Below are 23,621 nucleotides of genomic sequence, written 5' to 3' on the forward strand. Positions count from 1 at the left end.
AGTGCTTCTCCCGGCCAGACCAACCAGCTCTTGGACTTATGAACGCATCATGGCAATGCTGTTGGTCATGGAGATCACCGAACACCGCAGCTCCCAGCCCGTCTTCACCGGCCCGGTCTTCCGTCCCCAGGACCCCGGGTACCACCAGGAAACCGCCGGTTTCCAGACCGCGTACACCCACCGCCCCTCACTGGTGGTGGGCGCGGCCGACGCCGAGGACGTCCGCCGGGCGGTGCGCCATGCCGCGCGGCATGGGCTGCCGGTGGCCGTCCAGGCCACCGGGCACGGTCTTTCGGTGGCCACCGATGGCGGGGTGCTGGTCAGCACCCGCCGGATGACGGAGCTGGTGATCGACCCCCAGTCCCGTACCGCCCGGCTGGGCGCCGGGGTGCGCTGGGGCGCGGTGATCGAGGCGGCCGCCCGCTATGGCCTGGCCCCGCTCAACGGCTCCTCCCCCTCGGTGGGCGCGGTGGGTTACACCCTGGGCGGCGGACTGGGGCTGCTGGCCCGCCAGTTCGGCTATGCGGCCGACCGGGTACGGGCGGTGGAGCTGGTCACCGCCGACGGGCAAGCACGCCGGCTGCTCCCCGGGGACGAGCTCTTCGGCGCGCTGCTGGGCAGCGGCGGCAACCTCGGGGTGGTCACCGCCCTGGAGGTGGCACTGTTCCCCGTCGCCACCGTCTACGGCGGCCAACTGGCCTTCGGAGCCCCGCTTGTGGAGGAGGCTCTGGAGACCTGGCGGCGATGGACCGCCACCGTCCCGGACGAACTGACCTCCTCCGTCACCCTGCTCGGTTACCCCGAGCTCCCCCAGGTCCCCGCCGCCCTGCGCGGCCGGTACGCGGCCTCCTTCCGGATCGCCTTCAACGGCCCCGCCGAGGAGGGCGAACGCCTGATGGCACCGCTGCGGGCCCTGGGCAGACCACTGCTGGACACCCTGCGCCAGATGCCCTACGCCGAATGCGGCACCATCCACAGCGATCCCGACAACCCCCACCCCTATGCCGCCACCAACGCACTGCTCGGCGAACTCACCCCGCGGGCACTCGACTTGACGCTCCGCACCGCCGGGCCCGGCTCCCCCGTCCCCTGTGTCCTGGACATCCGCCACCTCGGCGGGGCACTGCGCAAGCGCGGCCCCGGGCAGATCGCGGTGGACCACCGGGAGGCGGAATTCATTGTCCGCGCCATCTCCATGTACGGTCCCGGCGGCATCGGCCCGGACCAGGTCCGCGACCGCCATGCCGAGCTGCGCCGCGTCCTGGCGCCCTGGACCCTCGGCCATAGCCTGGGCTTCCTCTACGGCGACGGCGAACGGGCCGACGAGGCCCAGACCCGGGCCGGGTTCGAGGACGACACCTACCGGCGGCTGTCCGCGCTCAAGGCCGCTTACGACCCGCAGAACCTCTTCCGCTGCAACCGCAACGTCCGTCCCGCGTAACCTCCGGCACCTCGCCGAGGGGCCGTTCCACGCCATCGTCACCCTGCATATCGTGGTGGCCGAGGCCGGCGGTACGGACGGTCCCGTTCGCTGACCGTCTCCTCCGGTCCGGCCGCCCGCAGCACCACATCCAGCGCCCGCCCCGGATCGGCGGTGTAAATCCCGCTGGCCCAGGCGGCGTTGGCCTCCACCACCGCCCAGTGTCCCCCGGTCAGGCCGATATCCACCACGATGGCGCTGGGCAGTGTGTGCCCGTACCCGGCCAGCAGCCCGGCGCCGAAGGCGAGGGCCCCGTCCGCCAAGGGGCCGGGCGCGAGCCTGCCGTGCTGGGCATAGCGAGCGCCGGTGTGCACCCGCCCGTCCAGCACATGCAGCCGGTACTCGGCGGTGAACTCGGCCACGTCGCCGACCAGAACGGGGGTCCGCGGATCGACGGCGTCCGGGCCGGGCAGCCGGGAGCCGTCGGTGTAGACCCGGGCCGGGATCCCCTTGTCGTTGGGCGACTTGACAAAGGCGGGGCGGCGCAGCCGGTAGGCCTCGGCGATCGGCATCGCCCGGATCTCCCGCCGGGTGTACTCCCATGGCAGCCCGGTCAGCCAGTCCGGCGGGGCCTCGAGCAGGGCGATGCCCAGGGCCGGTGCCACGGCATCCGCGAAGCCGGGGCCCGCGTGCAGGTGGCGGGCGCGCAACCCGGGCGGCACGGTGAAGTCCGGCAACTGCACGGTGCGCAGGCCCCGTTGCCGGGCAGCGGTACGCACGGCCTGGGCGGAGGCGGTGAGCCGGGGCGGCAGGAGCAGGGTCATGGTGCCCGATCATGGTCCGCGGGCCGCCGCTCTGACCAGCGAATATCGTTCGCCGGGCACCCCGTCAGGGGCGTGGGGCGATTACTTTATGCGCCTTCGCCGCGTGGGCGCGACCAGCCCCCGACGACCCGCGCGTCAACGTAACCGGAAAGATGGCACCGCCTCGCCGGAGGCCCTGGGTCAGTACGGAGCCCGCAGGGCTGCGCATGGACCGGCGCGGTCAGACCTCCACAGCCCGCACCGGTTCCCGCCCCCCGATCCAGGGGGAGACCACCCGGGCCGCCACCGCCAGGCCCGTCACCATCGCACCGGCCGCGACAAAGCAGCCGCGGGGGGATATGTCCACCAGCAGGGGCAGCAGGAGTATGCCCAGCATGCTGCCCAGCCGGGTCGCGGTGTGTTCCACGGCCATCAGGCGCAGGCGTTCGGGCGGGGGGAACAGGCCCAGGCGGGTGCGCAGGGTGACCGTGGCCAGGGGGGCCACCAGTCCCGTGGCCAGGGACATCATCTCCAGGGCGGAGACCCGGCCGGCCAGGCCCATACAGGCGGTGGCCAGGCCGTCCGCCGCCCAGGCGCCACAGCAGACCGCCAGCCAGCCGCCGGGGCGCCAGTTGCCGGCCAGCGGGTTGCCGATCAGGGCGCCGATGCCGACGGAGGCGGTGACCAGGCCGTAGACGCCGGCGCCGGCGTCGAAGCGGGTGGCCAGCAGTACCGGTATCCCCACCGTGGTGGCCGCCGAGCAGAACGGCACCAGGCCGTGCACCGCCATGGCCAGCGCCACCTGGGGGTGGCTGCGCAGCAGTGGCCAGGCCCGTACCGGCGGTACCGCGCACGGGAGTTGACAGCCGGACACCGGGGCGCGGCGCCCGGCGAGCAGCAGCAGGGAGAGGGCGGAGACGGCGAAGGCCGCGGCGTCCAGGGCAAAGAGCTGGATCTTGGAGAACCAGATCAGCAGCAGTCCGGCGCCGGCCTTGCCCGCGATCCGGGCGATCCGGCCGGTGAGGTCGAACAGGCCGGTCACCTGCTGGATGCGGGCCGGTTCGGCCAGCTCGGCGACCAGGGCCTCCAGGTTGGGGTCGAAGAGCGCCCCAAGGGTGCCCAGCAGCAGTACGCCGGCCAGCAGGACGGCCAGGCCCCGCCCGTCCGGGGTCCAGACGAAGGGCAGGGCGGCGACCAGGACCGCCCGTACCAGGTCGAGTCCGGCCAGTGCGCGGTAGGAGAGGAAGCGGGCCACTGCCCGCCGTCCCACCGCGCCCAGGACCACATAGGGTGCCGACTCGGCGACCGCCACCAGCCCCATCAGGGAGGCCGAGCCGGTGGCGGCGTAGACGCTCCATATGACCGCGACCGCGTAGAAGTGGTCGCCCAGCACCGACAGGCTGCGCGCCAGCCACAGCACCAGCACCCGTCGCCGTCGCAGTAGTCGCAGGTACTCCATGCGCCCTCCCGGCCGCACGACGCCAGACCGGGCACAGCGGCCCCGGCCGAACCGCGCTCCACCTTAAGCGGACCAAGAGGGGCGAGTCCCAACTTTCGCCGGTATCACGCCCGATAGTGGCAATACCGGCGATAAGGTCAGCGGCCGGGCTTGGTCAGCAGCAGCTCCGTGTTGTGGTCGGCGGGGCCGCCCAGGCGCGCTCCGGGGGTGGCATGCGGGTCGTTGTAGGACAGTTCACGGTAGAGCGCGGCCAGTCCGGCGTCGGAGGTGTCGCCGAAGTCGGTCTCGTAGCGGGCGGCGGACTCCACGAGCGTGGTGAACAGCGAGAGGGTGCCATCGCCGTTGTCGGCGATCTCGATCAGCCGGGCGTGCTGCGGGAAGTCGATGTGCGAGGCGGTGTTGATCTCCCAGAAGGCACGCTCGGGGGTCGGGTGCCCGTGCGGCAGGATCCGGTTCTCATGGGTGTGGCCATTGACCCAGGCCACCACATGGGGGTAGCGCTGCAGCAGGTCCACCACGGCCTTGCCGTCATGGCGCTTCTCGAAGAGGTGGTGCGGGTCGGGCAGCAGATTGCCCATGCTGGCGCTGGTGTGGTGGCTGAAGATGACAATCAGCTGGCCGCCGCTCCCGCCGCGCACCACCCGGCCGTCGCTGTCGTACCAGTGACCGCTGTGCGCCCGAAGGACCGATTCCAGCCAGGTGAGTTGGGCGGTGCCGATGGAACCGTCCGCGAAACCGGCCGGGTTGGTGGTGTCCAGGCTGATGCCCAGGACGCCCTCCGCGATGGGGAAGGTGTAGTAGAGCCGCCCCTTGGCGACATCGGCGGCGGAGAAACCGTGTCCCACCGGGCCGGGGCCGGTGTGCGCAGGGTCGAGGTGGGCCTTGGCGAACTCGGTGGGCGAGAAGGGGGCGCGCCGGGGGTCGGGGGTGATGTCCCGGACCGGGCCGCCGCTCCTGAGCAGCTTGGCCAGCCGGAGGATGGCCTGGCCGGGGTCGTTGCGCAGGGCGTCGGCCAGCTTGGCCGCCTCCGACTCGTCGCAGCCCTCCAGCTTGCGGTCGCCGGTGTAGAGGGAGTGCAGCAGGCCGAGGTCGGGCAGGGTGCCCTCGATGCTGTCGTCGTGGTTGCCGATGGTGCTGTACCAGGGGGTACGCAGGCCCGGTGCGGTGAACGGCCGTCCGGCGGCGCCGAGGAAGCCCGGCACCTCGGGGAAGCCCTTGGCCTTGAAGGAGTCGCGGAAGGCGGATTCGGGGTTCCAGAACTCCGCGCTGCCGGAGTTCTGTACGCCCTCGTAGCGGTTGGGGTCACCGCTGTTGGGGGTGATCCGGCCGCCGCTCATCACGCGGAGGTACCAGTCGAGTTCGACCAGTTCATGATTGTCGGTGTTGTCACCGGTGGCCATCACCATGGAGAACGGCAGTCCGGTGAAGGGGCCGCCGGACAGCGAGTTGATCCGCTCCACCAGGGCGGAGGCACCGCGTACGGTGAGCGCCTCCTGCGGGCGGTAGGCGGCGCCGTTGAACGGGGCGAGGTACTCGAAACGCACCGGCGACTCGGTGTCGTTCAGATGCAGATCGGTGAACTGGACGAAGGAGGCGAGTCCGGTGCGGCGTGTGTCGCGGGCCGCGGAGGAGGACGCCAGGTCGGTACGGACCACCAGCGGCCAGCCGGGGCCGGAGCGCAGCCGCCGGTAGCCGCCGCTGCCGGTGGGCGTGGCCACCTGCTCCAGGGTGGTGCCCTCGATGCGCACCGCGCGGGCGGCGGTGGCGGCCGCCGCCCGGTCCAGTGCCGCGGCGGACGCGAACCGGCCATCGACGAGCGCGAGCGCCGCCGCGGAGGCCGCGGCGGCGCTGCCGGTGAGGAAGTGGCGTCTGCTGTATGCGGGCATGGGGGATCTCCTGGAATGCCTGGTTTGTCCGATGACGGGCGCCGATGGCATGCGGAACTGCCGTCCGGTGCCTGCTATTTACCGGTCAGTAATGATGGGGGCCCGGCATGGAGACGACAGTCGGCATTGTGTGAACGGTTGGCAAAGGAATGGTGTCGATGACACCCCGCGTCCGGGCCGTGCCCCTGGGTGGCCGAAACACACCGTCAAATGTCCCTGGAGGTCAGGCGGTTGGGGCTCGGCCAAGGGTGCGGACGGGCCGACGGGACATACCCCGGCGGGGACTTCGCCGGTCCCGGCTCTCCCGCCGCTTCGCCGGGCACCGCGGCGAACCGCTAGCCTGTGGGCACAATGAACCGATTCTGCACACCTTGGGGTGAGCTGGAGCTCACCCGCTTTCCCGAGGACCCCCGCGACCGGCTGCGCGCCTGGGACTCCGCCGATGAGTACCTGCTGCGGCACCTGGCGGGCACCGACGGGGAGCCGGCCGACCTCTCCGGCACCGTGGCCGTCCTCGGGGACCGATGGGGCGCGCTGGCCACCGCGCTGGCGGAGTTCCGCCCGGTGCAGATCAGCGACTCCTATCTGGCCCAGCGGGCGACCGCCGCCAACCTGGCCCGCAACGGCCGTCCGGCCGAGGCGGTGCGGCTGCTGTCCACCCAGGACGACCCGCCGCCGCGGATCGATGTCCTGCTGGTCCGGGTGCCCAAGAGCCTGGCGCTGCTGGAGGACCAGCTGCACCGGCTGGCGCCCCGGCTGCACCCGGGCAGCCTGGTGGTGGGCACCGGCCGGGTCACCGAGATCCACACCTCCACCCTCAAGCTGTTCGAGCGGATCCTGGGGCCGACCAGGACCTCACTGGCGGTCCGCAAGTCCCGGCTGATCTTCTGCTCCCCGCAGACCCCGGCCCCCGAGGCGGGGCCGGGCGGCAACCCCTGGCCGTACCGCTACACCCTGGGCGCCGACGCCGGTGCGGCGGCGGGCCTGACCGTGGTCAACCACGCGGGGGTGTTCTGCGCCGACCGACTGGACATCGGCACCCGGTTCTTCCTCCAGCACCTGCCGCGGCGCCGGGGGCCGGCCCGGGTGGTGGACCTGGGCTGCGGCAATGGAGTCGTGGGCACCGCCGCCGCACTGGCCAACCCGGCGGCGCGGACGGTGTTCATCGATGAGTCGTACCAGGCGGTGGCCTCCGCGGAGGCCACCTTCCACGCCAACACCACCGGCGCCGAGGCCGAGTTCCTGGTGGGCGACGGGCTGTCCGCGGTACCGGACGAATCGGTGGACCTGGTGCTCAACAACCCGCCGTTCCACACCCATCAGTCCACCACCGACGCCACCGCCTGGCGGATGTTCACCGGCGCCCGCCGGGTGCTGCGCCCCTCGGGCGAACTCTGGGTGATCGGCAACCGCCACCTCGGCTACCACGCCAAGCTGCGCCGCCTCTTCGGCAACTGCGAACTGGTGGCCGGCGACCCCAAGTTCGTGGTGCTGCGCGCGGTCAAGAGCTGACCCGCTCCCGCTCGCGCGGCCGTGCCGCCCGCCCGGACGGTTCCGGCCGCGGCTCCGGCTGCTGCTCCGGCTGCGGCTTGGGCGGCCTGCGCAGGGCGGCCATGGCCACCCCGGCCAGCACGATCAGCCCGCCCACCCCGGCCATCGGGGCGGGCAGCGTGCCCAGCAGCGCGGCGTCCAGCAGCAGCGCCGCGACCGGCACCGCGTAGAGCACCAGGCAGCTGGTGGCCGCGGTGGCCGCGCTCAGCACCCGGGACCAGGTGCAGAAGGCCAGCACCGTACAGCCCAGTCCCAGCCAGAGCACCGCGGCGCTCTGCTGCCAGCCGGCGGTGACCGCGTGGGCCGCCGCGCCGGGAGCGCAGGCCAGCAGGGGCAGCAGGCCGAAGAGGCTGCCGTAGAAGATGCAGTCCATGCCGGAATAGCGGCGCAGCAGCGGCTTCTGGAGGATGAAGGAGGTGGCCTGGGCGGCGGCGGCGAGAACGACCATGGCCATGCCCGTCCGCGAGCCGCCTCCACCGCCGCTGGTCATGGCGACCACCAGGGCTCCGCACAGGGCCACCGCCAGCCCGCCCAGCCCCCAGACACCCGGACGCTCGCGCAGCACCAGCATGCCCAGCAGGGTGGCGAAGACCGGGCTGGTGGCCACCAGCATGGCGGCGGTGCCGCCCTCCACATGGCGCTCACCGCCGTAGAGCAGCAGCTGATAGGTGGTCATTCCGCTGAGGCCGAAGCCGGCCATCCGCGGCAGGTCCGCCCGGCGCAGCCGGCTGACGCGGCCGGTGAGCAGGCAGGGCAGCAGCAGGACCACGGCGGTCGCCAGGCGCAGCACGGCCATATCGGTCGGGGCATAGCCGTCCAGGGCGATGCGTATCGCCGGAAACGCCGATCCCCAGAGGATCGCTGTCGCGGCCATAAAGGCCCAAGGAGTCGCCGTCCGGCGCTCGCCCGCCACGGAATACCGCCCTCGGTCGGAGAGAAATGGGAGACGGTTCCGAAGCTACCGAGCGGCGCTCTATAAGTCGAATAATGAATTCCGGTATGAAATCAAAGGGTTCCTTTGGTGGCGGTACGGCTGCGGGCCGGCTGGGGTTGATCGCGCAGTTCCCCGCACCCCTGACGGGGCGCGTTGCCGGCCGGAGCCCGGCCGTTGCCCGCCCGCGGGGCGGCGCGCTACGGCGGGGCTCCGGCCCGGCCCCTCGCCGGTGGCCGCGCTCATCCGCTCGCCGCCCGGCGGCGCACGGTGCGGTGGGAGCGCCGGCACCGGGGATGCGCCCGGCGCACCGGCTCCTCGACCGGCAGGTCTCCCCTTGCCCCAGGGGCGTCCCGGCGGTCGGCTGAGGCGGTGCTCCGCAGGTGGCACACCCTCCCCTCCCGGAGCGCCGGCGCCGCCCTTCGCGACCGTGCAACTCCTATGATTCCAGAGCGCATTCATTCAGTCACCTAGGGTAGTCGATAGGTTGGGGTGCGGAGGGCCCGTGCGCGCCCCGGCGTGCGGCGGGGGCGTGCAAGGGCACAACCCCTGCCGGGGCAGCGGCCGTTCAGGCCACGCCCGCCTTCTCCACAGCCAGCCGCTCGTCCAGAAAGCCGGTGATCTTCGCCGCGAAGCCCGCCGGGTCCTCGGCCGGGGCGCCGTGCCCGGCATCGATCTCCGCATAACGGGAGTTGGCGATGGAGTCCATCAGCGCCTGCTGCTGCTCCGCGCCGATCACCCGGTCATGCGCACTGGCGAGCACCAGGGTTGGGGCGGTGATCCGGCCCAGCACCGGGCGCAGGTCCACGGTGCGGTCCACCTCGGTCTGCCGGTCCGTACCCGGCGCCAGTACACCGGCCAGCATGCGTACCAACTTCTCGTTGGCCGCGGCGTCCGTACGCTCCCAGTAGCGCGGGCCAAAGGCCATCAACGGGAGCATCCGGACGAACAGTTCACTGCCCTGGCGGGCGTCGGCCGCCAACAGCTCCAGCCAGTAGCGGAATTCGGCGTCCATCCGGACGTCGGTGTGCACCCAGCCGGCATGCATCACCAGGGAGCGCACCCGCTCGGGCGCGGTCGCCGCGGCCTGTGCGGCGACCACCGCGCCCAGCGAGTGGCCCACCAGGTGGAAGGAGTCCAGCCCGGCGTGGTCCGCCACCGCCAGCACCTGGCCGGCCAGGTCGTCCAGGGTCAGCGGGCCGCCGTGGTCGGTGGTGTCACCGGACCCCGAGTAGTCCAGGGCGACCACGGTGAAGCGGTCGGCGACCGCCTCGGTCAGCGGCCGCCACTGGGTGCGGTCGGCTCCGGTGCCATGCACCAGCAGCAGGCCCGGGCCGGTGCCGGTGATGTCATAGGCGACGGTGGCGGGGCCGCCACTGGTCTCAACGATGGTCTGGCGCATGGGGGGTTCTTCCTTTCGTTCGCTGCCCCCACCTCATCGCGATCCACGCCCGCGACCAACCGCCGAACCGCGCATACACTCATCACCGATCAAGATCAGCGCGGGGGTAAGCATGGAAATCCGGCAGTTGCAGTACTTCCTCACCGTGGCGGAGGAGCTGCATTTCCGGCGGGCAGCCGAGCGGCTGCACATTGTGCAGTCGGCGGTCAGCCAGCAGGTGCGCCGGCTGGAACGGGAGCTGGGGGTGGACCTGTTCGACCGCAGCACCCGCGCCGTGCGCCTCACCGAGGCCGGGCGTCGGCTGCTCCCGCACGCCCGGGAGATACTGGCCGCCCAGGCACGGGCCAGAACCGCCATGGACGAACTGCGCGGCGAGACGGCCGCCACCCTGCGCCTGGGCACCAGCGACGGACTGGGCGACCGGCTGGAAGCGGTGCTCGCCGGATTCGCCCGGCTCGCCCCGCTCGCCCAGCTGGAACTGGTCACCGCTCCTCAGGCGGACCGGCTGCGCGCGGTACGGTCCGGCGAGCTGGACGCCACCCTGCTGCGCGGCGAACGGCCGGAAACCGGCCTGGAACTGCTGCCCTTGTGGCAGGACACCCTGTTCGCCGCGATTCCCGCCCGGCACGACCTGGCGGTGCGCGGCGAGATCGACCTGGCCGAACTGGCCGGGCTGCCGCTGCGGCTGGCCACCCCCGAGCGCAACCCCGCCCTCCATGAACTGATGCTGCGCTGCTGCCGGGAGGCCGGATTCGAGCCACTCCTGGGGCCCGCGTTCACCACCGCCCAGGACACGCTGGCCACCATTGGGTTCGGCAAGCCCTCCTGGACGGTCTTCTATGCCGCGCACGCCCGGCAACTGCCGGTGCCTGGCGTGGTTTTCCGGCCGCTGCGCAACCCCACGCCGGTGCTGCGCACCTTCCTGGCGGTCCGGCCGGATCCGCCCCGGGCGGAGCTGCGGGCGCTGATCGAGTCCTGCCATGAGGTGGAATAGCGGCTGCTTCCCCGCCCCGGCCGGGCGCCCGGTACACGCGCCCGGCGTGCGCGGTCCGTGCGGGGTGGGCAACCGCCGCCCAGCTGCAAAGAGTTGACCAATGGCTGCCCGGGAGCGCCGGGGGCACGTGCAGCGGTGTGCGGACCTCCTGCACCTGGGCCCAGGCCCCCGGCGCACTTCCGTGGTTCGGGCATGCGCTGCCACTGCTGCACGATCCCCTGCGCTTCTTCGCCTCGCTGCCCCGCTTCGGGGACCTGGTGCAGGTGCGCGCGGGGCCGTACCGGGCGGTGGTCGTGTGCGATCCCGAGCTCACCCGTCAAGTGCTGCTGAACGACCGGCTCTTCGACAAGGGCGGGCCGCTGTACGACCGGATCCGGGAGGTGGCCGGGGACGGCCTGGCCAGCTGCCCCTACCGGCGGCACCGGCGCCAACGGCGGCTGATCCAGCCCGCGTTCCACCCGGCGCGGCTGCCCGGGTATGCGAGGGTGATGACGGCCCGGATCGCCGAGGTGACCGATCGCCGGCAGGACGGCCAGGTGATCGACGTGATGGCGGAGACCCTGCAAATCAGCGCCCGGGTCACGGCGGCCGCCCTGTTCGGCGACCGGGTCCCCGCCACAGCGCTCGGCCGGCTCATCGAGGACTTCGCCGTGGTGGTGGCGGGCATTCCCGGCCGCGCCCTGATGCCCTGGCCGGTGGACCGGCTGCCCACGCCGGGCAACCGCCGCTACGACCGGGCCCGCGCCCGCCTCCGGGAGGCGCTTCAGCGGCTGATCCTCGAGGGCCGGACCGACGACCCACAGGAAGGCAGCCTGCTCTCGCTGCTGCTGACGCCGGACGCCGAGGGCGAACGGGGGCTGTCCGACGGGGAGATCCTCGACCAGCTGGTCACCTTTTTCGCGGCCGCCATGGAGACCACCGCCGCCACGCTCGCCTGGGCACTGCATCTGCTGGCCCGCCATCCGGAAGTGGAACACCGGGTGCGCGCCGAGGTGGCGGCCATGGCGGGTGACGGCCCGGTGGGCCATCACCACCTGGACGGGCTGGAGCTCACCGGGCGGGTCATCGCCGAGACCCTGCGGATCCGGCCGCCGGTATGGCTGCTCAACCGGACCACCACCGCCGACACCCGGCTGGGCGGGCATCCGCCGCCGGCCGGGACCACCGTGGTCTTCAGCGCCCATCTGCTGCACCACCGCGCCGGCCTCTATCCGGAACCCGAACGCTTTCTGCCCGACCGCTGGCTGGGCACCGCGCCTCAGCGCCTGTCCGGGGCCTATATCCCGTTCGGCGGCGCCCGCAAATGCGTCGGGGACTCCTTCGCCCTTGCCGAGACGGCGCTGGCCCTGGCCGCGATCGTCTCCCGCTGGCGGCTGGAACCGCTGAGCCCACCGGGGGACCAGGCGGTACGCCCGGTGCCCCGGCTGGTGCTCAGCCCCCGGCGGCTGCCGATGCGGCTGATCCGGGCGGCGGATCCAAAGCCGCCTTGAGGGCGGGCGGTTGGCGGCCGGGCCGGCCGCCCAGCGGCCCGGAATCCGCAGGTGGGCGGAATCTCCGGCCCGGGTGGCCCCGTCGTCCACGGCACCGGCCGGAGCAACGGGGGGCCGGTCTCCTTCGGCAGCGGCCTGCCGCTGTTACGGGCTGCCATTGCGCGGCCCGGACGGCGGCGGTCACCGGCGCGGTGGGCATCTCGCACCGATCGTCCGCGGGGCAGGGAGCTGAGATCGCCGAGGCTGGTACGGCGGCGTTGGCCGGGTCGTCCGCGGTGACCGTATGACGGGTGGGGCGCGTTTCGGCCGCAGGCCCGTCCGGATCCGTCCGGGGCCGGACGCGCCCGCGCGGCGGGGCCGCATGGGGCGGCTGCCCCGCGTCCCTCACCGGGCGCGGACATGCGCGTCGCGCTCACCGGCGGGAGGATGCGAAACAGCAGACAGCTCTCGTAGTGGAGGCGGTGACCACGTGACCCGACCGGTATCCGCCGGAGTGGACGGCTCCCCGGAAAGCCTGGCCGCGGCCGTCTGGGCCGGGCGGGAGGCGGTGCTGCGCCGGGTGCCGCTGCACCTGGTGTACGCCGGCGGCGCGGACCCGGACGGCGGCGAATGGGCCGCCGCCCGGATCGAGGCGGTCTGGCAGGAGCTGGGCACCACCCATCCCGGCCTGCCGGTGGAGGTGCGCCAGGAGTCCGGTGCGCCGACGGAGGTGCTGCTGGCGGAGGCCGCGACCGCCGATCTGCTGGTGCTGGGCTCGCGGGCGCTGGCCGGACAGCAGGGGTTTCTGCTGGGGCCGGTGAGCCTGGCGGTGCTGGCTCGGGCACCCGGGCCGGTCACGGTGGTTCATGAGCCGGAGGTGCCGGCCGCTCCGGCCACCGGGCGTCCGGTACTGGTCGGCCTGGACCCGGAGGAGGCCGACGAGTCCCTGCTGCCCTTCGCCTTCGCGGCCGCCGCCCGGCATGACGCGCTGCTGCGGGTGGTCCGGGTGCGGCGCGAGGAGCCGAACGGGGGCAGGGTCAGCCGGGACGCCGAGGCGCTGGCCGAGATGCTGCGCCCGCACCGGGAGCACTGGCCGGCCGTGGAGGTGGACGAATGGCTGCTGACCGGCTCCCCCGCCCAGCACCTGCTCACCGCCGCCGCGGACGCCGAACTGCTGGTGGTGGGCCGCCATGAGCACCGCCCGGCGCTGGGGGTGGGCCCGGTGGCCCACGCCGTACTGCACCATGCCAGGTGCCCGGTGGCCGTGGTGCCGCACGACTGAGGGCGTGCCTGCTCCCTCGTGGGCGCCGACCCGCCATCGACGGCCCAGCCGCCCGGCTGAGCGTCCGATTCCCGCCAGCAGCGGCGCGCACCGCCCGCCGAGACTGGCGGCGTGACCACAAGTACCGCGACGCACACCCGAGTTGAACCCGGCATTCTCTACTTCGGCACCCCCGTGGTGCTGATCTCCACCCGGAACCAGGATGGTTCGGCCAATCTGGCCCCCATGTCCTCCGCCTTCTGGCTCGGCTGGCGGGCCGTGCTGGGGCTGGGCCGCAGCTCCCAGACGGCCCGCAATCTGCTGCGCGAGCGCGAGTGCGTGCTCAATCTCCCGTCCGACGCGCTCGCCGGGGCCGTTGACCGGCTGGCCCTGACCACCGGCACCGATCCGGTCCCCGCCCGCAAGCGGGCCCGTGGATACCGGTATGAGCCGGACAAGTTCGGCCGGTCCGGACTCACCCCGGTCGCTTCCGAGACGGTCGCCCCGCCCCGGGCGGCCGAGTGCCCGGTGGCCATGGAGGCGGTGGTCGAGGCGGTGCACCCGGTCGCCGAGGACGATCCCCGGCAGCAGGGCGCCATCGCGGCCTTCGAGGTACGGGTGCAACGGGTGCTGGTGCACCCGGACATCAGGGCCGCCGGGACGGAGGACCGGATCGACCCGGACGCCTGGCGCCCGTTGATCATGAGCTTTCAGCGGCTGTACGGGCTCGGGGCCGAGGTACACCCCTCCACCCTGGCCCGTATCCCGGAACGCCTCTACCGCAGCCCGGATGTGGACCGCGCCCGCACGGCCGCTATGCCGCCGCCAGCCGCCACAGCGAGGTGACCTCGGCCGCCCGGGCCCGGTGCAGCGGGTCGGCCGGATCGGCGGCGCGCGGATGCCGTGGCCGGGTGTCCAGCCGGTCCAGCACCCGCAGGCCCGCCGCCGCGATGGCGGCCGTCAGCTGCTCCCGGCTGCGCAGGCCCAGGAGTTCGGCCAGATCGGAGAGGATCAGCCAGCCCTCCCCGCCGGGTGCCAGGTGCCCGGGCAGCTGACGCAGAACGGCCTCGGGGAACATCGAACGCCAAGCCGGACTTTCCCGCACCGGCCGAGGGTCTGCTGCTGACGCACTTTCTCACGGTCGGTGACGTCCCTCGCTCGCGAGCGTTCTATTGCCGACGTGCTGGGCGGGCAGGTGGTGCTGGAGGAGAACCCCTGCATCATCAAGGTCGCCAACAGCTGGATCATCATGAACCCCGGCGGCGGGCCCACGGATGACAAACCCGACGTCACACTGCGCCCACCGGAGGACCGCCACACCGCCTCCAGCTTCCTGAACGTACGGGTGGCGGACATCCACGGCTTCTACGCGGCAGCCCGCGCCAAGGGAGCCGAGTTCCTCACCCCGCCCATCGACCGGCGCGCCGAGCTGCGCTGCTACATGGGCGACCCGGATGGCTACCTCATCGAGGTCGGCCAGTCCACGGGCCTGCTCAAGGGCATCCTGGCGCGCACCGATACCGAAGCCTGACCACTGCACCGCGCTGCACTGCTGACCGAATTCGTCAGATACGACGGACCGGGTCCGTGATTCCGCCGGGGCTCGCAAGCGCCGCGATGTCCCATCCGGCGCGTCCGGCCCCGGCCTGGTAGGCGCTTTCGTAGAAGGCGAGCACGGCGGCACGTGGATCGGCCTCGGCGCGGGCCGCGTCGTAGCGCAGCACGGCCAGGTGGCTGTCGCCGCGCGCGACCCACTGCGCGGACGCCGGGCTGAGCGGCGCTTCGGCCAGACCGGCGGGCTCGGGGGCGGTGTACGAGTAGAACGCGGGCTCGGCAAAAGTGTCGTCGCCGAACCAGAAGCCGAAGCTGATCACCTCCCGGGAGTACGCCTCCCGGGTGACCGGGTCGGTCTGCTCTGGCTGCTCGATGTGACGCTCGGAGAACCGGGTGTGCGCGATGTCGAAGGTGTGCCAGAAGTGGTGCACCGGGCTCACCTTCCCCGAGTACCCTGCCGCGAATTCCTCCAGTACGGACGCCACCTGGCTCAGCACCCGCCAGTAGCGGTTTGCGGCTACCGGGTCGTAGGTCGCGTGCTCGGTGTCCTCGGCGAACGGCCGGTCGGCGTCGGGTAGATCGAAGGGCCTGGGAATAGCGATGTTCACCCGGACGCCCAGCGCGGCCAGAGCGGCCAGGGTCTGGTCGTAGAAGGACGCGACGGACTGGCCCGGAAGCGGAAAGGACCGCTCTTGACCGTCCAGCGTCATGACGGCGAGCCGGTGGTCGACGAAGTCGAAGTCGACCGTGAAGATCGGATTCCCGTCGGCCTGTCCCATCGGACGGGTGGTGATGCCGCGCCCAGTGACATGGAACGGGACGTTCCACCAGTGGTTGCGCCGAGCGCTCGCGGCCAAGCGGATCTTGCCGACAATCTGCGCGAAGCGGTGCAGCGTCTCCTTCGTGTCCCGCCACTCCTGCAGCGGCGCCGGCGGGAACAGCTCCATCGCCTGCTCCTTCCCGCCCGGCGCTCCCGCGGCGGCCGGGCCGTCTCATCATGACCCCGCCGGGGACATCCCGCATGCCGCCGAGGGAGCGGTCCAGCACCCAGCTCCCCCGAAGCCAAGGGCCCTGGTTCCAACATGCGTGGCCAGGTTCCACCTATCGTGTCCCGGCTCACTGCGGTTTCCGGAGCAGAGCGACCTTGGGCGGGCACCTCCACCCCCTTGCGGCGCCATTCGAACGCCCCGGTCACACCGAGGAGTTCGGTGAGGGCCACCGCCGTGGGCGCAGAAAGCGGGCCATATGCCTGGGCGCAGGCCCGGCGGACGTCCGGGGCCCGGCGCAGGGCGAGGGTGTGGTCCGGTTCCAGCAGCACCAGCAACCGGCTCAGGATCCGGGCGCGGTGGCCGCGGGCCCGCCGGTACAGGTGATAGGTCTCCGCGGGGCTGCTCCCCGCCGGCGCGGGTTTGCGGTCCACCCGGCGGCCCATCGCCCTCAGCAGCCGGCGGGCGTTGGGGTAATCGCCGCGCCACAGCAGGGCGGTGCCTTCGCAGGCCAGGCGGTGGGCGGTGGCCGCCGTCAGCCGGTCATCGGCGGCAGTGACCCTGATGGGGCCGTCCTTGGCCGGTCGCGCTCACGCGGCGGGGCCGCGTGATGTGACTTAGTTTCCGGGTTCGGTGATGCGCAGGCTGGAGAAGTTCTGTCCCTGGAAGACCGGTTGCTGGTAGGTGCCGCCGCTGATGGTGTTGTTGACCGTGACCGAGCCGGCGGCGGGGCCCTCCGGGGCCACCTCGTCCAGCAGTTGCCGCAGTTCGCGGGCGGCTTCCGGGTCGGTGCGCAGCACCCGGCGCAGCCTGAGCCGCCACTCCTCGTGGATCTCGGCCGCCGTTTCCTCGTCCCCGGACTGCCGGGCGGCCATCAACTCGGTGCGGGAGGCGGCCAGTTCCTCCTCGGTCTGCCGGGTGTCGCCGCCGCGGGAGACCAGCCGGGCCAGTCGTCCCTTGACCTGTTCCCAGGCGTCGCTGGCCATGTTCTGCACCAGTGCCGTGGCCCCCGAGACCGCCAGCGCGGTCAGTTCCGCCTCCATGGGCTCCCCCTTGTCTCGCTTGCGCTGCCGCCACCGTAGTGGTCCGGGCACTCCGCGTCGAGGCGGCGCCGGTTCAGGGGCGGCGCTGGTTCAGGGGCGGGTGGTGAAGGCGATGCGCAGCCCGCGGGGGCCGGTCCGCAGCCGCAGACCGCGGCCGAGGTCGGCGGCCGAACGTCCTTCGTTCAGCCAGAGGTTGACGGCGGCGCCCAGCAGCACCGGGTCCAGGCGGCGGTCGGGCTCTCCCCAGGCCCGCTGGGTGTGTGCTTCCAGCAGCACCCGGCCGCGGCGCAGCAGTACCAGGCAGCGGTCCTCGGCGAGGGCGGCGACCAGGACGTCCAGGCCGGGGTAGTCGGCGAGGCGTTGGGCCAGCCAGTCGGCGGGCGGGCGGTCCGCGTCCAGGACGGTACGGGCGGCCACCGCGGCGGAGGCCTGCCACAGCGGGTGGGTTTCCTGGTCGGTGACGGCCAGGAAACCCCGGGATTCCTCGTGGAGTTCGGCGATCACCGGCCAGCGGCGGACGGCCACCGAGCCATCGGGATGGATTTCGCCGGTGACATCCCAGGTGGCGGGTGCGGGGCGCTGCCGTGGGCTGGGTTCGGGGACGGGCAGGGGCTGCCACTTGCCGGTGGGGGCGGGGATGTCGCGGTGCTCCAGGAAGGAGTACATGATCTCCCTGAGCAGCTGGCCGCCCTCGCCGGGGCCGCCGAGCTGTCGCTCCACCACTTCGGCCAGGTCGTCGGGCTTGTGCCGGCCGTCCGCGTCCAGGAGTTGGGCCAGCAGGTCGCCCTCGGGGTCCAGGCGGGGGGCGGTGCGTCCGAAGGCGGCGGCGGGTGAGGCGGGGTCCAGTTCGTCCAGGCCGGTGGCGGCGAGCAGGACCACGCGCCGGAGGGCGGCGGAGTAGAAGGAGGTACTGCCGTGGTCGCCGACCACCAGGTCGCTGGCCACGATGGCGGCCCGCCAGCCCTCCTCGGGCGGCAGTACCAGCAGTCCGGCGTCCATCGCCTTGCCCAGCCGCTCGTAGACGCGGTGGCGGCTGTGCCGGGCCCAGACATTGGGGTGCAGCACCAGGGCGACTTTGAACTCGTCGGCGGGCAGTGCCGCCACCAGGCGCAGCGGCAGGTCGGGGTGGCGGCCCAGCAGGGAGTGTTCGCTCCAGGTGCTGTTGACCAGGACCAGCCGCTGTCCGCCGGTGACGCCCATCCGTTCCCGGTAGAGGTCCCTTCGGGGCATGCTCGCCCTGATCCGGTCCAGGCAGTAGTCGCCGATCAGGCGGGCGTGCGGGACCGCCTCACGGCAGGTGGCGGCCAGGCGGGCGATCTGGTCCCGGTGGGAGACCCCGATGATCTCGGGGAGCACCTTGCCGCGGTGCATCAGCTCGCGGCGGGAGAGCCCGGCGGGTGCCGAGGGGTCGCCGGTGGACTCGGTGACCAGCCTGTTGTACCCGGCGCCGTGCGGCATCACCAAGAGTGGGGCGTGCAGGCCGCGCATGGACGGGTGCACGGCGCAGGCCACCGCCAGGTCGAAACGGCGGCGTTTGGCCTCCCGCCAGCTGAGCACGGTGGCGCCCAGGTCGTAGAGGTAGTCCTCCAGCCCCTCGCTGAAGACCGAGCCGGGGTTGACGGTGTAGGAGACGCGGATGCCGTCCTCGGGGCGGAGCAGCTGCATCACATCCAGCAGCCGGGTGGCCGAGGTGAGGGTGCGTGCGACGCCCAGGACCTGCGCGTCCTCCCGCAGGGTGTCCCAGCGTGACCGGTCACGCCGGGTGCGGCGGTGAGGCAGCAGTGACACAACCACTCTCCGGGCAACATGGGTTGAACTTGGGGCAGCTGAGGCGATCGTACTCAGCCGGGTAGGGGAACCGAGGGACGCTTCAGGCGACCGGGTCGAGCAGCCCCAAGCTCTGCCAGAGTTCGCGTGATTTGCGCCTGCTGGCCTGCTGGACCTGGGGGACGCGCAGCCGTTCGCCGATCTCGGCGGTCAGCCGGAGGGCCTGGTCCACCTTGAGGTGGTGGCCCAGGTGCCGGCCGAGCAGTGCGGCGTCGGTGGCAGCGCGGAGCGCCCGCTGGTCCTCGCCGAGGGCCTGGTAGACCCGGGCCCGGACCAGGCTCACCCTCACCTGCATCGCCTCGTCCTTGTGGGTGCGGGCCAGGTCCATGGCGCCGGCCAGCACCTCGCCCGCCTCCCGTGGGCGGCGGGCGGCCAGCAGGGCCTGGGCGAGGTGGTAGCTCTGCACCACTATGCCGTGCGGATCACCCTGGTTGGCCGCCAGGGAGCGCCGGAACAGGCCGATGGCCGCCTCGGGTTCGCCGCGGGCGAGGCTGAGCAGGCCGGTGGTCTCCCAGATGACGCCGGGCAGGCGGGGGTCGGTGACACTGCCCAACAGCTCTTCGGCCGGGCGCAGTTGCTCCTCGGCCAGGTGGTAGTCGCCCAGTTCGTAGTGAGCGCGGGCGAGTTGGTTGCGCATCCGGACCTCGGCGTCGGGGCGGCCCTCCCACTGGGCCGCCTCGATGCCCAGCCGGTGGGACTCGATCCAGTCCGCGTAGTGCTTGCGGTTGTGGTAGAGCGCCCAGAGCGACTCGCACAGCCGCCATACCGCGTCATGCCAGCCCTGGCCGGCGGCGCCGCGCAGCACGGCCAGGAGGTTGGCGCGTTCGTCGTCGAGCCAGTCCAGCGCCTGGGCGCTGCCCTGGAACCGGGGGGCGTGCTCGGGCGCCTGCTGGAGCCGGAAGCGCTCGCCCATGACCGCGCGGTCGGCGGCCGCGGCGGCCGCCAGATAGTAGTCGGTGGTCCGGCGCCGGGCCTGGCGGAGCTCTTCCTCGGGCCGGGTGCCGGCCTCCTGCCGGGCGTGCGCGGCCGCCACATCGTGCAGCCGGAACCGGCCGGGCCGCCGGGTGTCCACGGCCAGGTGGGCGGTGAGCAGGTCCTCCAGCGCGTCGTCGAACCGCTCGATCCCTGCTGCCCGGGCCAGTTCGGGGGTGAAGGTGGTGCCGGGGAAGGTGCCCAGGAAGCGGTATAGGCGGCGGGTGTGCCGGGGGAAGGCGCCGACGACCGCCTCGATGACCGGCACCGCCGGGTTGCCGCCGGGGCCGCCGGAGCGGGGCCGGTCGTCGGCCAGCTCCCGGACCATGGACGCCAGGCTGACATGCGGGCGCTGGATGAGCCGCCGACCGGCGGCGCGCAGGGCCAGCGGCAGTCCGCCGCACAGCTCGATCAGCCGCTCGCCGTCGGTGGAGTCGGCCTCCGACGCCCGCCAGTGGCGCAGCAGTTGGGCACCGGCCGCATGATCCAGCGGATCCACCCGCACTGGAATGGCTCCGTCCACTTCCAGTGAGGCCAGCCGGGTGCGGCTGAGCACCACGGTCAGTCCGCGCCCGGCCAGCATCGGCCGTACCTCGGCGGCCTGCTGGGCGTTGTCGATCACCACCAGCAGGCTGCGTCCGGCGGTCACGCTGCGGAACATCCGGGTGCGCTCGCCCAGGGTGGCGGGGATGACGCGGTCGTCCACCTGGAGGTCGCGCAGAAAGGAACCGAGCACCGCGCCGACGTCCACTCCGCCGTCCCGGCGGAACTCGGTCAGGTCCACATAGAGCTGGCCGTCCGGATACCGGTCCGCCAAGTCCCGGCGGAACCACTCGGCCACCAGCTCGGTCTTGCCCACGCCACCGAGCCCGGTGACCACGATCACCCCGGGCCGGCCGTCCGCGGCCTGCTCGGCGATGCCCGCGTTGAGCTGGGCGAACTCCCGCTCGCGGTTGACGAAGTGGGGGCGGGGCGAGGGCAGCTGGCGGGGGATCACCGGCTGGGGCGGTGCGGCGAAGGTGAGGGAGTCGATGCGATCGGCCTGGACCAGGGGGCCATAGACCGAGGCGTCGCCCGCCACCGAGTTGTTGACCACCCGCCCGGCACCCCCGCTGCTGCCGCCGTCCACCCGGCTTCCCTCCGACTCGTCCCGCCCTGGCGCCTCTTGGCCCGCACAGCGTATTGCCTGGCCCCACCCGCCGCCACGAGGCCCCGGCCACCAAGGCGGCTCAGGCGGCCGCCGGCCACTCCCAGCCGAGCTGAAGGAACATTCCCAGCCGGTCGCTGACCGCCCGTATCTCGCCGATCCGGCCGTCCCGCACCGTGAAGATCCATATCTGCTCGACACCGAAGGAGCGGTGGGTGGGCCGGGGCATCCGGGGGTGGTAGCCGGTATGGATGCCGCTGACCAGCAGCCGGGCGACCACGGTGTCGCCTTCGGCGATCAGCTGCCGGGGCTCCATCCGTACCTCGCCGAAGGCATCGAGCTGCTGCCGGAAGCCGTCGAAGGCCGCGCCCGGCTCATCCGGCTCACCAAAAATGATCTTGTTGTGATCAATCACATCGGCCGCCATATACCGCGGCAGATCCGCCAGTCGGCGCTCATTGACCGCATCGAAGAAGTCCTTGACGACCTGCTTGACGTCCGACATCCCAGCCCCCCGTTTGCATATTTCTTACGACGTAAGTTTCACTGTCCCCGCTAGGATGGCCTTACGGCGTAAGAAAGTCAAGGGCCAAGGGGGCACGGATGGTTGACGGAAGAAGGCCGGGCGAACGGGCCGGGCTGAACCGGGAGCGGGTCCTGGATGTCGCCCTGGACCTGGTGGACCACTCCGGGACCGGCGCCCTGACCATGCGCCGGCTGGGCGCCGAACTGGGCGTGGAGGCCATGACCCTCTACCACCATGTTCCGGGCAAGCAGGCCCTGTTGGACGGCCTGGTGGAGCGGGTTCTCACCCAGGCGCTGCCCCTGGACACCACGGAGGAGGACTGGCGCCCCCTGCTGCGTGCCTACGCCCATGGCCTGCGGTCCGCCCTGCTGCGCCATCCCGGGGTGCTGCCCCTGGTGGCGGCCCGCCCCGCCGTCACCCCGGCGGCGCTGGACACGGTGGAGCGCTGTCTGCGGGTGCTGACCGGGGCCGGGATAGAGCTGGGCCGGGCGCTGCACACCGTGAACTCGCTTGCGCTGCTGGCGATAAGCCATGCCACGGCCGAGGCGGCCGGGCTGGGCGAGGAGGGGCCGGGCTCGGCCGAGTGGCTGGCCGGTGCCGACCCCGGGCGCTATCCGCTGCTCACCGAGGCGGCCCGGACCGGCGCCGGAGTGGATGACGCCGAACGCTTCGAGCTGGCGGTGGAGGCCCTGCTGGCCGGGGTCAGTCGGCCGGCCGCGCCTCGGCGATGACCTGGTCGAGCAGCTCGCGGGACCGCAGCAGCCCTCTGACCAGGCCGTCGATCCTGGCCCGTTCCATCAGCAGAACGGCCACCAGCTCCGGGGGCGCGGTCCGGCTGCCGCCGTGCACCCGTACACAGGGCAGCAGTTGGGCGATCTTGCCGCTGCACAGCCCGGCCGCGAACAGCTCCCGGATGCGCAGCACCCGCTCGACCTCGCTCTCCGGGAACTCCCGTTGGCCGCTGGCCGTACCCTCGGCGGTGAGCAGTCCCTGCTGCTGGTAGTAGCGCAGGGAGCGCTCGCTCACGCCGGTCCTGCGCGACAACTCCCCGATCAGCACGGCCGTTCCCCCGGTTTGAACCTGACTCCAAGATCAGATTCTAGAGTCCCCGGCGGGGACCGCCGACGCGCTCGCTCCTCGCGGGCTCCCGCCCTGCCCCACCGCCACCGCGGCCACCGGCTGGTTCCAGGTCAGCCGCTCCCCCAGCACCAGCACCCAGGCGGCCGCCGTCACCAGCGGCATCGGATAGGCCACCGTGGTCGCCGCCACCGCGCCCGCCCGGCGCGGCAACCGGCGGTTGAGCAGATGGGCCACCCCCGTGCCCAGGGCTCCCAGGGCCAGCAGGCCGCGCCGGGGGCAGACCCCGGCGGCCGGGCACCTCGGGCAGTCCCCCGGAGAGCGCCGGGGGCAGCGCCACCGTGGACTCGGCCCGGCCCGCCAAGTGCCGCTCGGCACCGGGGAAGCCCATCGCGTAGCAGGCCGCGGCCATGGGACAGGCGGCCTGCCCGGCCGGCCGCGGACCGTCCGGTGCCCGCCGGACACCCGGCACCATCAGCACCCCGGCGAAGACCAGCGTGATGCCCAACGGCCTCCCACGTACGGGACGTTCGCCGGGCGGCAGCACGGCGGCCACGCCCAGAGTGAGCACCGGGGTGGCCGCGTTGAAGATCCCGGCCGGCACCGCGGACACCTGCCGCTCCCTGGGCGACATTGGCCGCCACCACCGCCGAGCGGCCGCACACCGCCCGCGACCGGGGCAGCGGCCGACCGCCGCTCGCCGATGACAGCCGGGCGGCGTTCTGTCCGGCCCTGCTGGACGGCCGGGCCTGGACCGCCGGGGTGGCGCGGCTCCGCCGCCGTCACCGGATCACCCATGACGGCCGGGCCTGGACCGCTGGGGAAGTGGCCCGCATGCCGGGGTGGCCCCTCCATGGCCAGCGGTCATCTCGCCCCGCTGACGGCGGGCGGGCTGCTGGTCCAGGAACGGCGGGGGCGCCACCGCTATCTGCGCCTGGCGGTCATGGGGTCCCCTAGCTGATCGAGGAACGGGCCGTGCCACGCCGGATCCATCACCGCCCCCGCCGCGCACCCTGCGGGCCGCCTCCCCGGGGCGGTCATGGCCCGGGCCCGGACCTGCTACGACCGTCTCGCCGGGCGGCTGGGCGCACTGATCAGTGATGCCCTGGACCGGCTGGGCCTGCTCCAGCACTCCACCGGCTTCGCCTTCACCGAGGCGGGCCTGGCCTGCCCTGGTACGAGCGTCCGGGCATCGCCCTGGACCACGGCACCCGGCGGCCCCTGGCCCGGCCCTGCCGTCACTGGGCATGGCGGCCCCGCCCGCTCCCAGCCGGGGCGGCCGAGGCCGCCACGCCCCGACGGGCAGCGCACCC

The 23,621-nt window shown here is 73.0% G+C and carries 19 protein-coding genes and 2 pseudogenes; 8 read left to right on the plus strand and 13 right to left on the minus strand.

Annotated features, from left to right (window positions below; translation table 11 throughout):
* The first annotated feature begins 49 nt into the window (after positions 1 to 49).
* Complete coding sequence (locus tag CV755_RS02800) at positions 50 to 1,441, plus strand: FAD-binding oxidoreductase (RefSeq protein ID WP_241560930.1); 1,392 nt, start codon at positions 50 to 52, stop codon at positions 1,439 to 1,441.
* A gap of 38 nt (positions 1,442 to 1,479) precedes the next feature.
* Here the strand turns inward: CV755_RS02800 and CV755_RS02805 are convergent, their stop codons facing one another.
* The 3 genes from CV755_RS02805 to CV755_RS02815 form a co-directional block, all read right to left on the minus strand.
* The gene (locus tag CV755_RS02805) at positions 1,480 to 2,244 is read right to left on the minus strand and encodes an ATP-grasp domain-containing protein (protein ID WP_109278496.1); all 765 of its coding nucleotides are present in this window, start codon (positions 2,242 to 2,244) and stop codon (positions 1,480 to 1,482) included.
* Between the two features lie 220 nt (positions 2,245 to 2,464).
* Complete coding sequence (locus CV755_RS02810; protein WP_109278497.1) at positions 2,465 to 3,682, minus strand: MFS transporter; 1,218 nt, start codon at positions 3,680 to 3,682, stop codon at positions 2,465 to 2,467.
* A 137-nt stretch (positions 3,683 to 3,819) separates the two neighbouring features.
* Positions 3,820 to 5,568: a TIGR03767 family metallophosphoesterase gene (locus tag CV755_RS02815; protein ID WP_109278498.1), complete on the minus strand. Its 1,749-nt coding sequence runs from the start codon at positions 5,566 to 5,568 to the stop codon at positions 3,820 to 3,822.
* Between the two features lie 351 nt (positions 5,569 to 5,919).
* On the opposite strand from CV755_RS02815, the gene CV755_RS02820 reads away from it, so the two are divergent.
* A complete protein-coding gene (locus CV755_RS02820; RefSeq protein ID WP_109278499.1) occupies positions 5,920 to 7,080 on the plus strand; it encodes a methyltransferase in 1,161 nt (386 codons plus the stop codon).
* Here the strand turns inward: CV755_RS02820 and CV755_RS02825 are convergent.
* Together CV755_RS02825 and CV755_RS02830 are read right to left on the minus strand one after the other, a co-directional pair.
* Positions 7,070 to 7,993, minus strand: coding sequence for a DMT family transporter (locus CV755_RS02825; RefSeq protein WP_109278500.1), 924 nt, complete (start codon positions 7,991 to 7,993; stop codon positions 7,070 to 7,072). The genes CV755_RS02820 and CV755_RS02825 overlap by 11 nt on opposite strands.
* 625 nt (positions 7,994 to 8,618) lie before the next feature.
* Positions 8,619 to 9,452, minus strand: a complete 834-nt coding sequence (locus CV755_RS02830; protein ID WP_109278501.1) for an alpha/beta fold hydrolase — start codon at positions 9,450 to 9,452, stop codon at positions 8,619 to 8,621.
* 112 nt (positions 9,453 to 9,564) lie between these two features.
* Between CV755_RS02830 and CV755_RS02835 the strand changes: the two genes are divergently transcribed.
* The 4 genes from CV755_RS02835 to CV755_RS02850 all read left to right on the plus strand — a co-directional run bounded on the left by CV755_RS02835 (position 9,565) and on the right by CV755_RS02850 (position 14,022).
* The gene (locus CV755_RS02835) at positions 9,565 to 10,446 is read left to right on the plus strand and encodes a LysR family transcriptional regulator (protein ID WP_109278502.1); all 882 of its coding nucleotides are present in this window, start codon (positions 9,565 to 9,567) and stop codon (positions 10,444 to 10,446) included.
* A 137-nt stretch (positions 10,447 to 10,583) separates the two neighbouring features.
* Complete coding sequence (locus tag CV755_RS02840) at positions 10,584 to 11,936, plus strand: cytochrome P450 (RefSeq protein WP_109278503.1); 1,353 nt, start codon at positions 10,584 to 10,586, stop codon at positions 11,934 to 11,936.
* A gap of 469 nt (positions 11,937 to 12,405) precedes the next feature.
* Positions 12,406 to 13,197 carry a universal stress protein gene (locus CV755_RS02845; RefSeq protein WP_109278504.1) on the plus strand — a complete coding sequence of 264 codons (792 nt, stop codon included), beginning with the start codon at positions 12,406 to 12,408 and terminating at the stop codon, positions 13,195 to 13,197.
* A gap of 111 nt (positions 13,198 to 13,308) precedes the next feature.
* On the plus strand, positions 13,309 to 14,022 hold the full coding sequence (locus CV755_RS02850) for a flavin reductase family protein (RefSeq protein ID WP_206608382.1): 714 nt from the start codon (positions 13,309 to 13,311) through the stop codon (positions 14,020 to 14,022).
* Here CV755_RS02850 and CV755_RS02855 read toward each other — a convergent pair.
* Positions 13,991 to 14,236: pseudogene (locus tag CV755_RS02855) on the minus strand (methyltransferase); the annotation flags it as partial. The gene CV755_RS02850 and the pseudogene CV755_RS02855 sit on opposite strands and share 32 nt — an antisense overlap.
* A gap of 59 nt (positions 14,237 to 14,295) precedes the next feature.
* Between CV755_RS02855 and CV755_RS02860 the strand changes: the two are divergent.
* Positions 14,296 to 14,707, plus strand: a pseudogene (locus CV755_RS02860) (VOC family protein).
* Between the two features lie 34 nt (positions 14,708 to 14,741).
* Here CV755_RS02860 and CV755_RS02865 read toward each other — a convergent pair.
* The 5 genes from CV755_RS02865 to CV755_RS02890 form a co-directional block, all read right to left on the minus strand.
* Positions 14,742 to 15,677, minus strand: a complete 936-nt coding sequence (locus tag CV755_RS02865; RefSeq protein ID WP_109278506.1) for a DUF5996 family protein — start codon at positions 15,675 to 15,677, stop codon at positions 14,742 to 14,744.
* 656 nt (positions 15,678 to 16,333) lie between these two features.
* Positions 16,334 to 16,759, minus strand: coding sequence for a hypothetical protein (locus CV755_RS02875; RefSeq protein ID WP_109278507.1), 426 nt, complete (start codon positions 16,757 to 16,759; stop codon positions 16,334 to 16,336).
* 90 nt (positions 16,760 to 16,849) lie between these two features.
* The gene (locus CV755_RS02880) at positions 16,850 to 18,547 is read right to left on the minus strand and encodes a hypothetical protein (RefSeq protein WP_109278508.1); all 1,698 of its coding nucleotides are present in this window, start codon (positions 18,545 to 18,547) and stop codon (positions 16,850 to 16,852) included.
* A gap of 82 nt (positions 18,548 to 18,629) precedes the next feature.
* Complete coding sequence (locus CV755_RS02885) at positions 18,630 to 20,687, minus strand: AAA family ATPase (protein WP_241560931.1); 2,058 nt, start codon at positions 20,685 to 20,687, stop codon at positions 18,630 to 18,632.
* Between the two features lie 100 nt (positions 20,688 to 20,787).
* On the minus strand, positions 20,788 to 21,210 hold the full coding sequence (locus CV755_RS02890) for an ester cyclase (protein WP_109278509.1): 423 nt from the start codon (positions 21,208 to 21,210) through the stop codon (positions 20,788 to 20,790).
* A gap of 98 nt (positions 21,211 to 21,308) precedes the next feature.
* Between CV755_RS02890 and CV755_RS02895 the strand changes: the two genes are divergently transcribed.
* Entirely contained in the window at positions 21,309 to 21,962 is a 654-nt protein-coding gene (locus CV755_RS02895; protein WP_109278510.1) for a TetR/AcrR family transcriptional regulator C-terminal domain-containing protein, read from the plus strand.
* Here the strand turns inward: CV755_RS02895 and CV755_RS02900 are convergent.
* Both CV755_RS02900 and CV755_RS37325 read right to left on the minus strand, forming a co-directional pair.
* Positions 21,934 to 22,290 carry a MerR family transcriptional regulator gene (locus CV755_RS02900; protein ID WP_109278511.1) on the minus strand — a complete coding sequence of 119 codons (357 nt, stop codon included), beginning with the start codon at positions 22,288 to 22,290 and terminating at the stop codon, positions 21,934 to 21,936. The genes CV755_RS02895 and CV755_RS02900 overlap by 29 nt on opposite strands.
* Positions 22,291 to 22,323: 33 nt before the next feature.
* On the minus strand, positions 22,324 to 22,545 hold the full coding sequence (locus CV755_RS37325; protein WP_161968579.1) for a hypothetical protein: 222 nt from the start codon (positions 22,543 to 22,545) through the stop codon (positions 22,324 to 22,326).
* Positions 22,546 to 23,621: the final 1,076 nt, after the last annotated feature.

The organism is Streptomyces orinoci, assembly GCF_003121295.1.
Lineage (GTDB): Bacteria > Actinomycetota > Actinomycetes > Streptomycetales > Streptomycetaceae > Streptomyces > Streptomyces orinoci.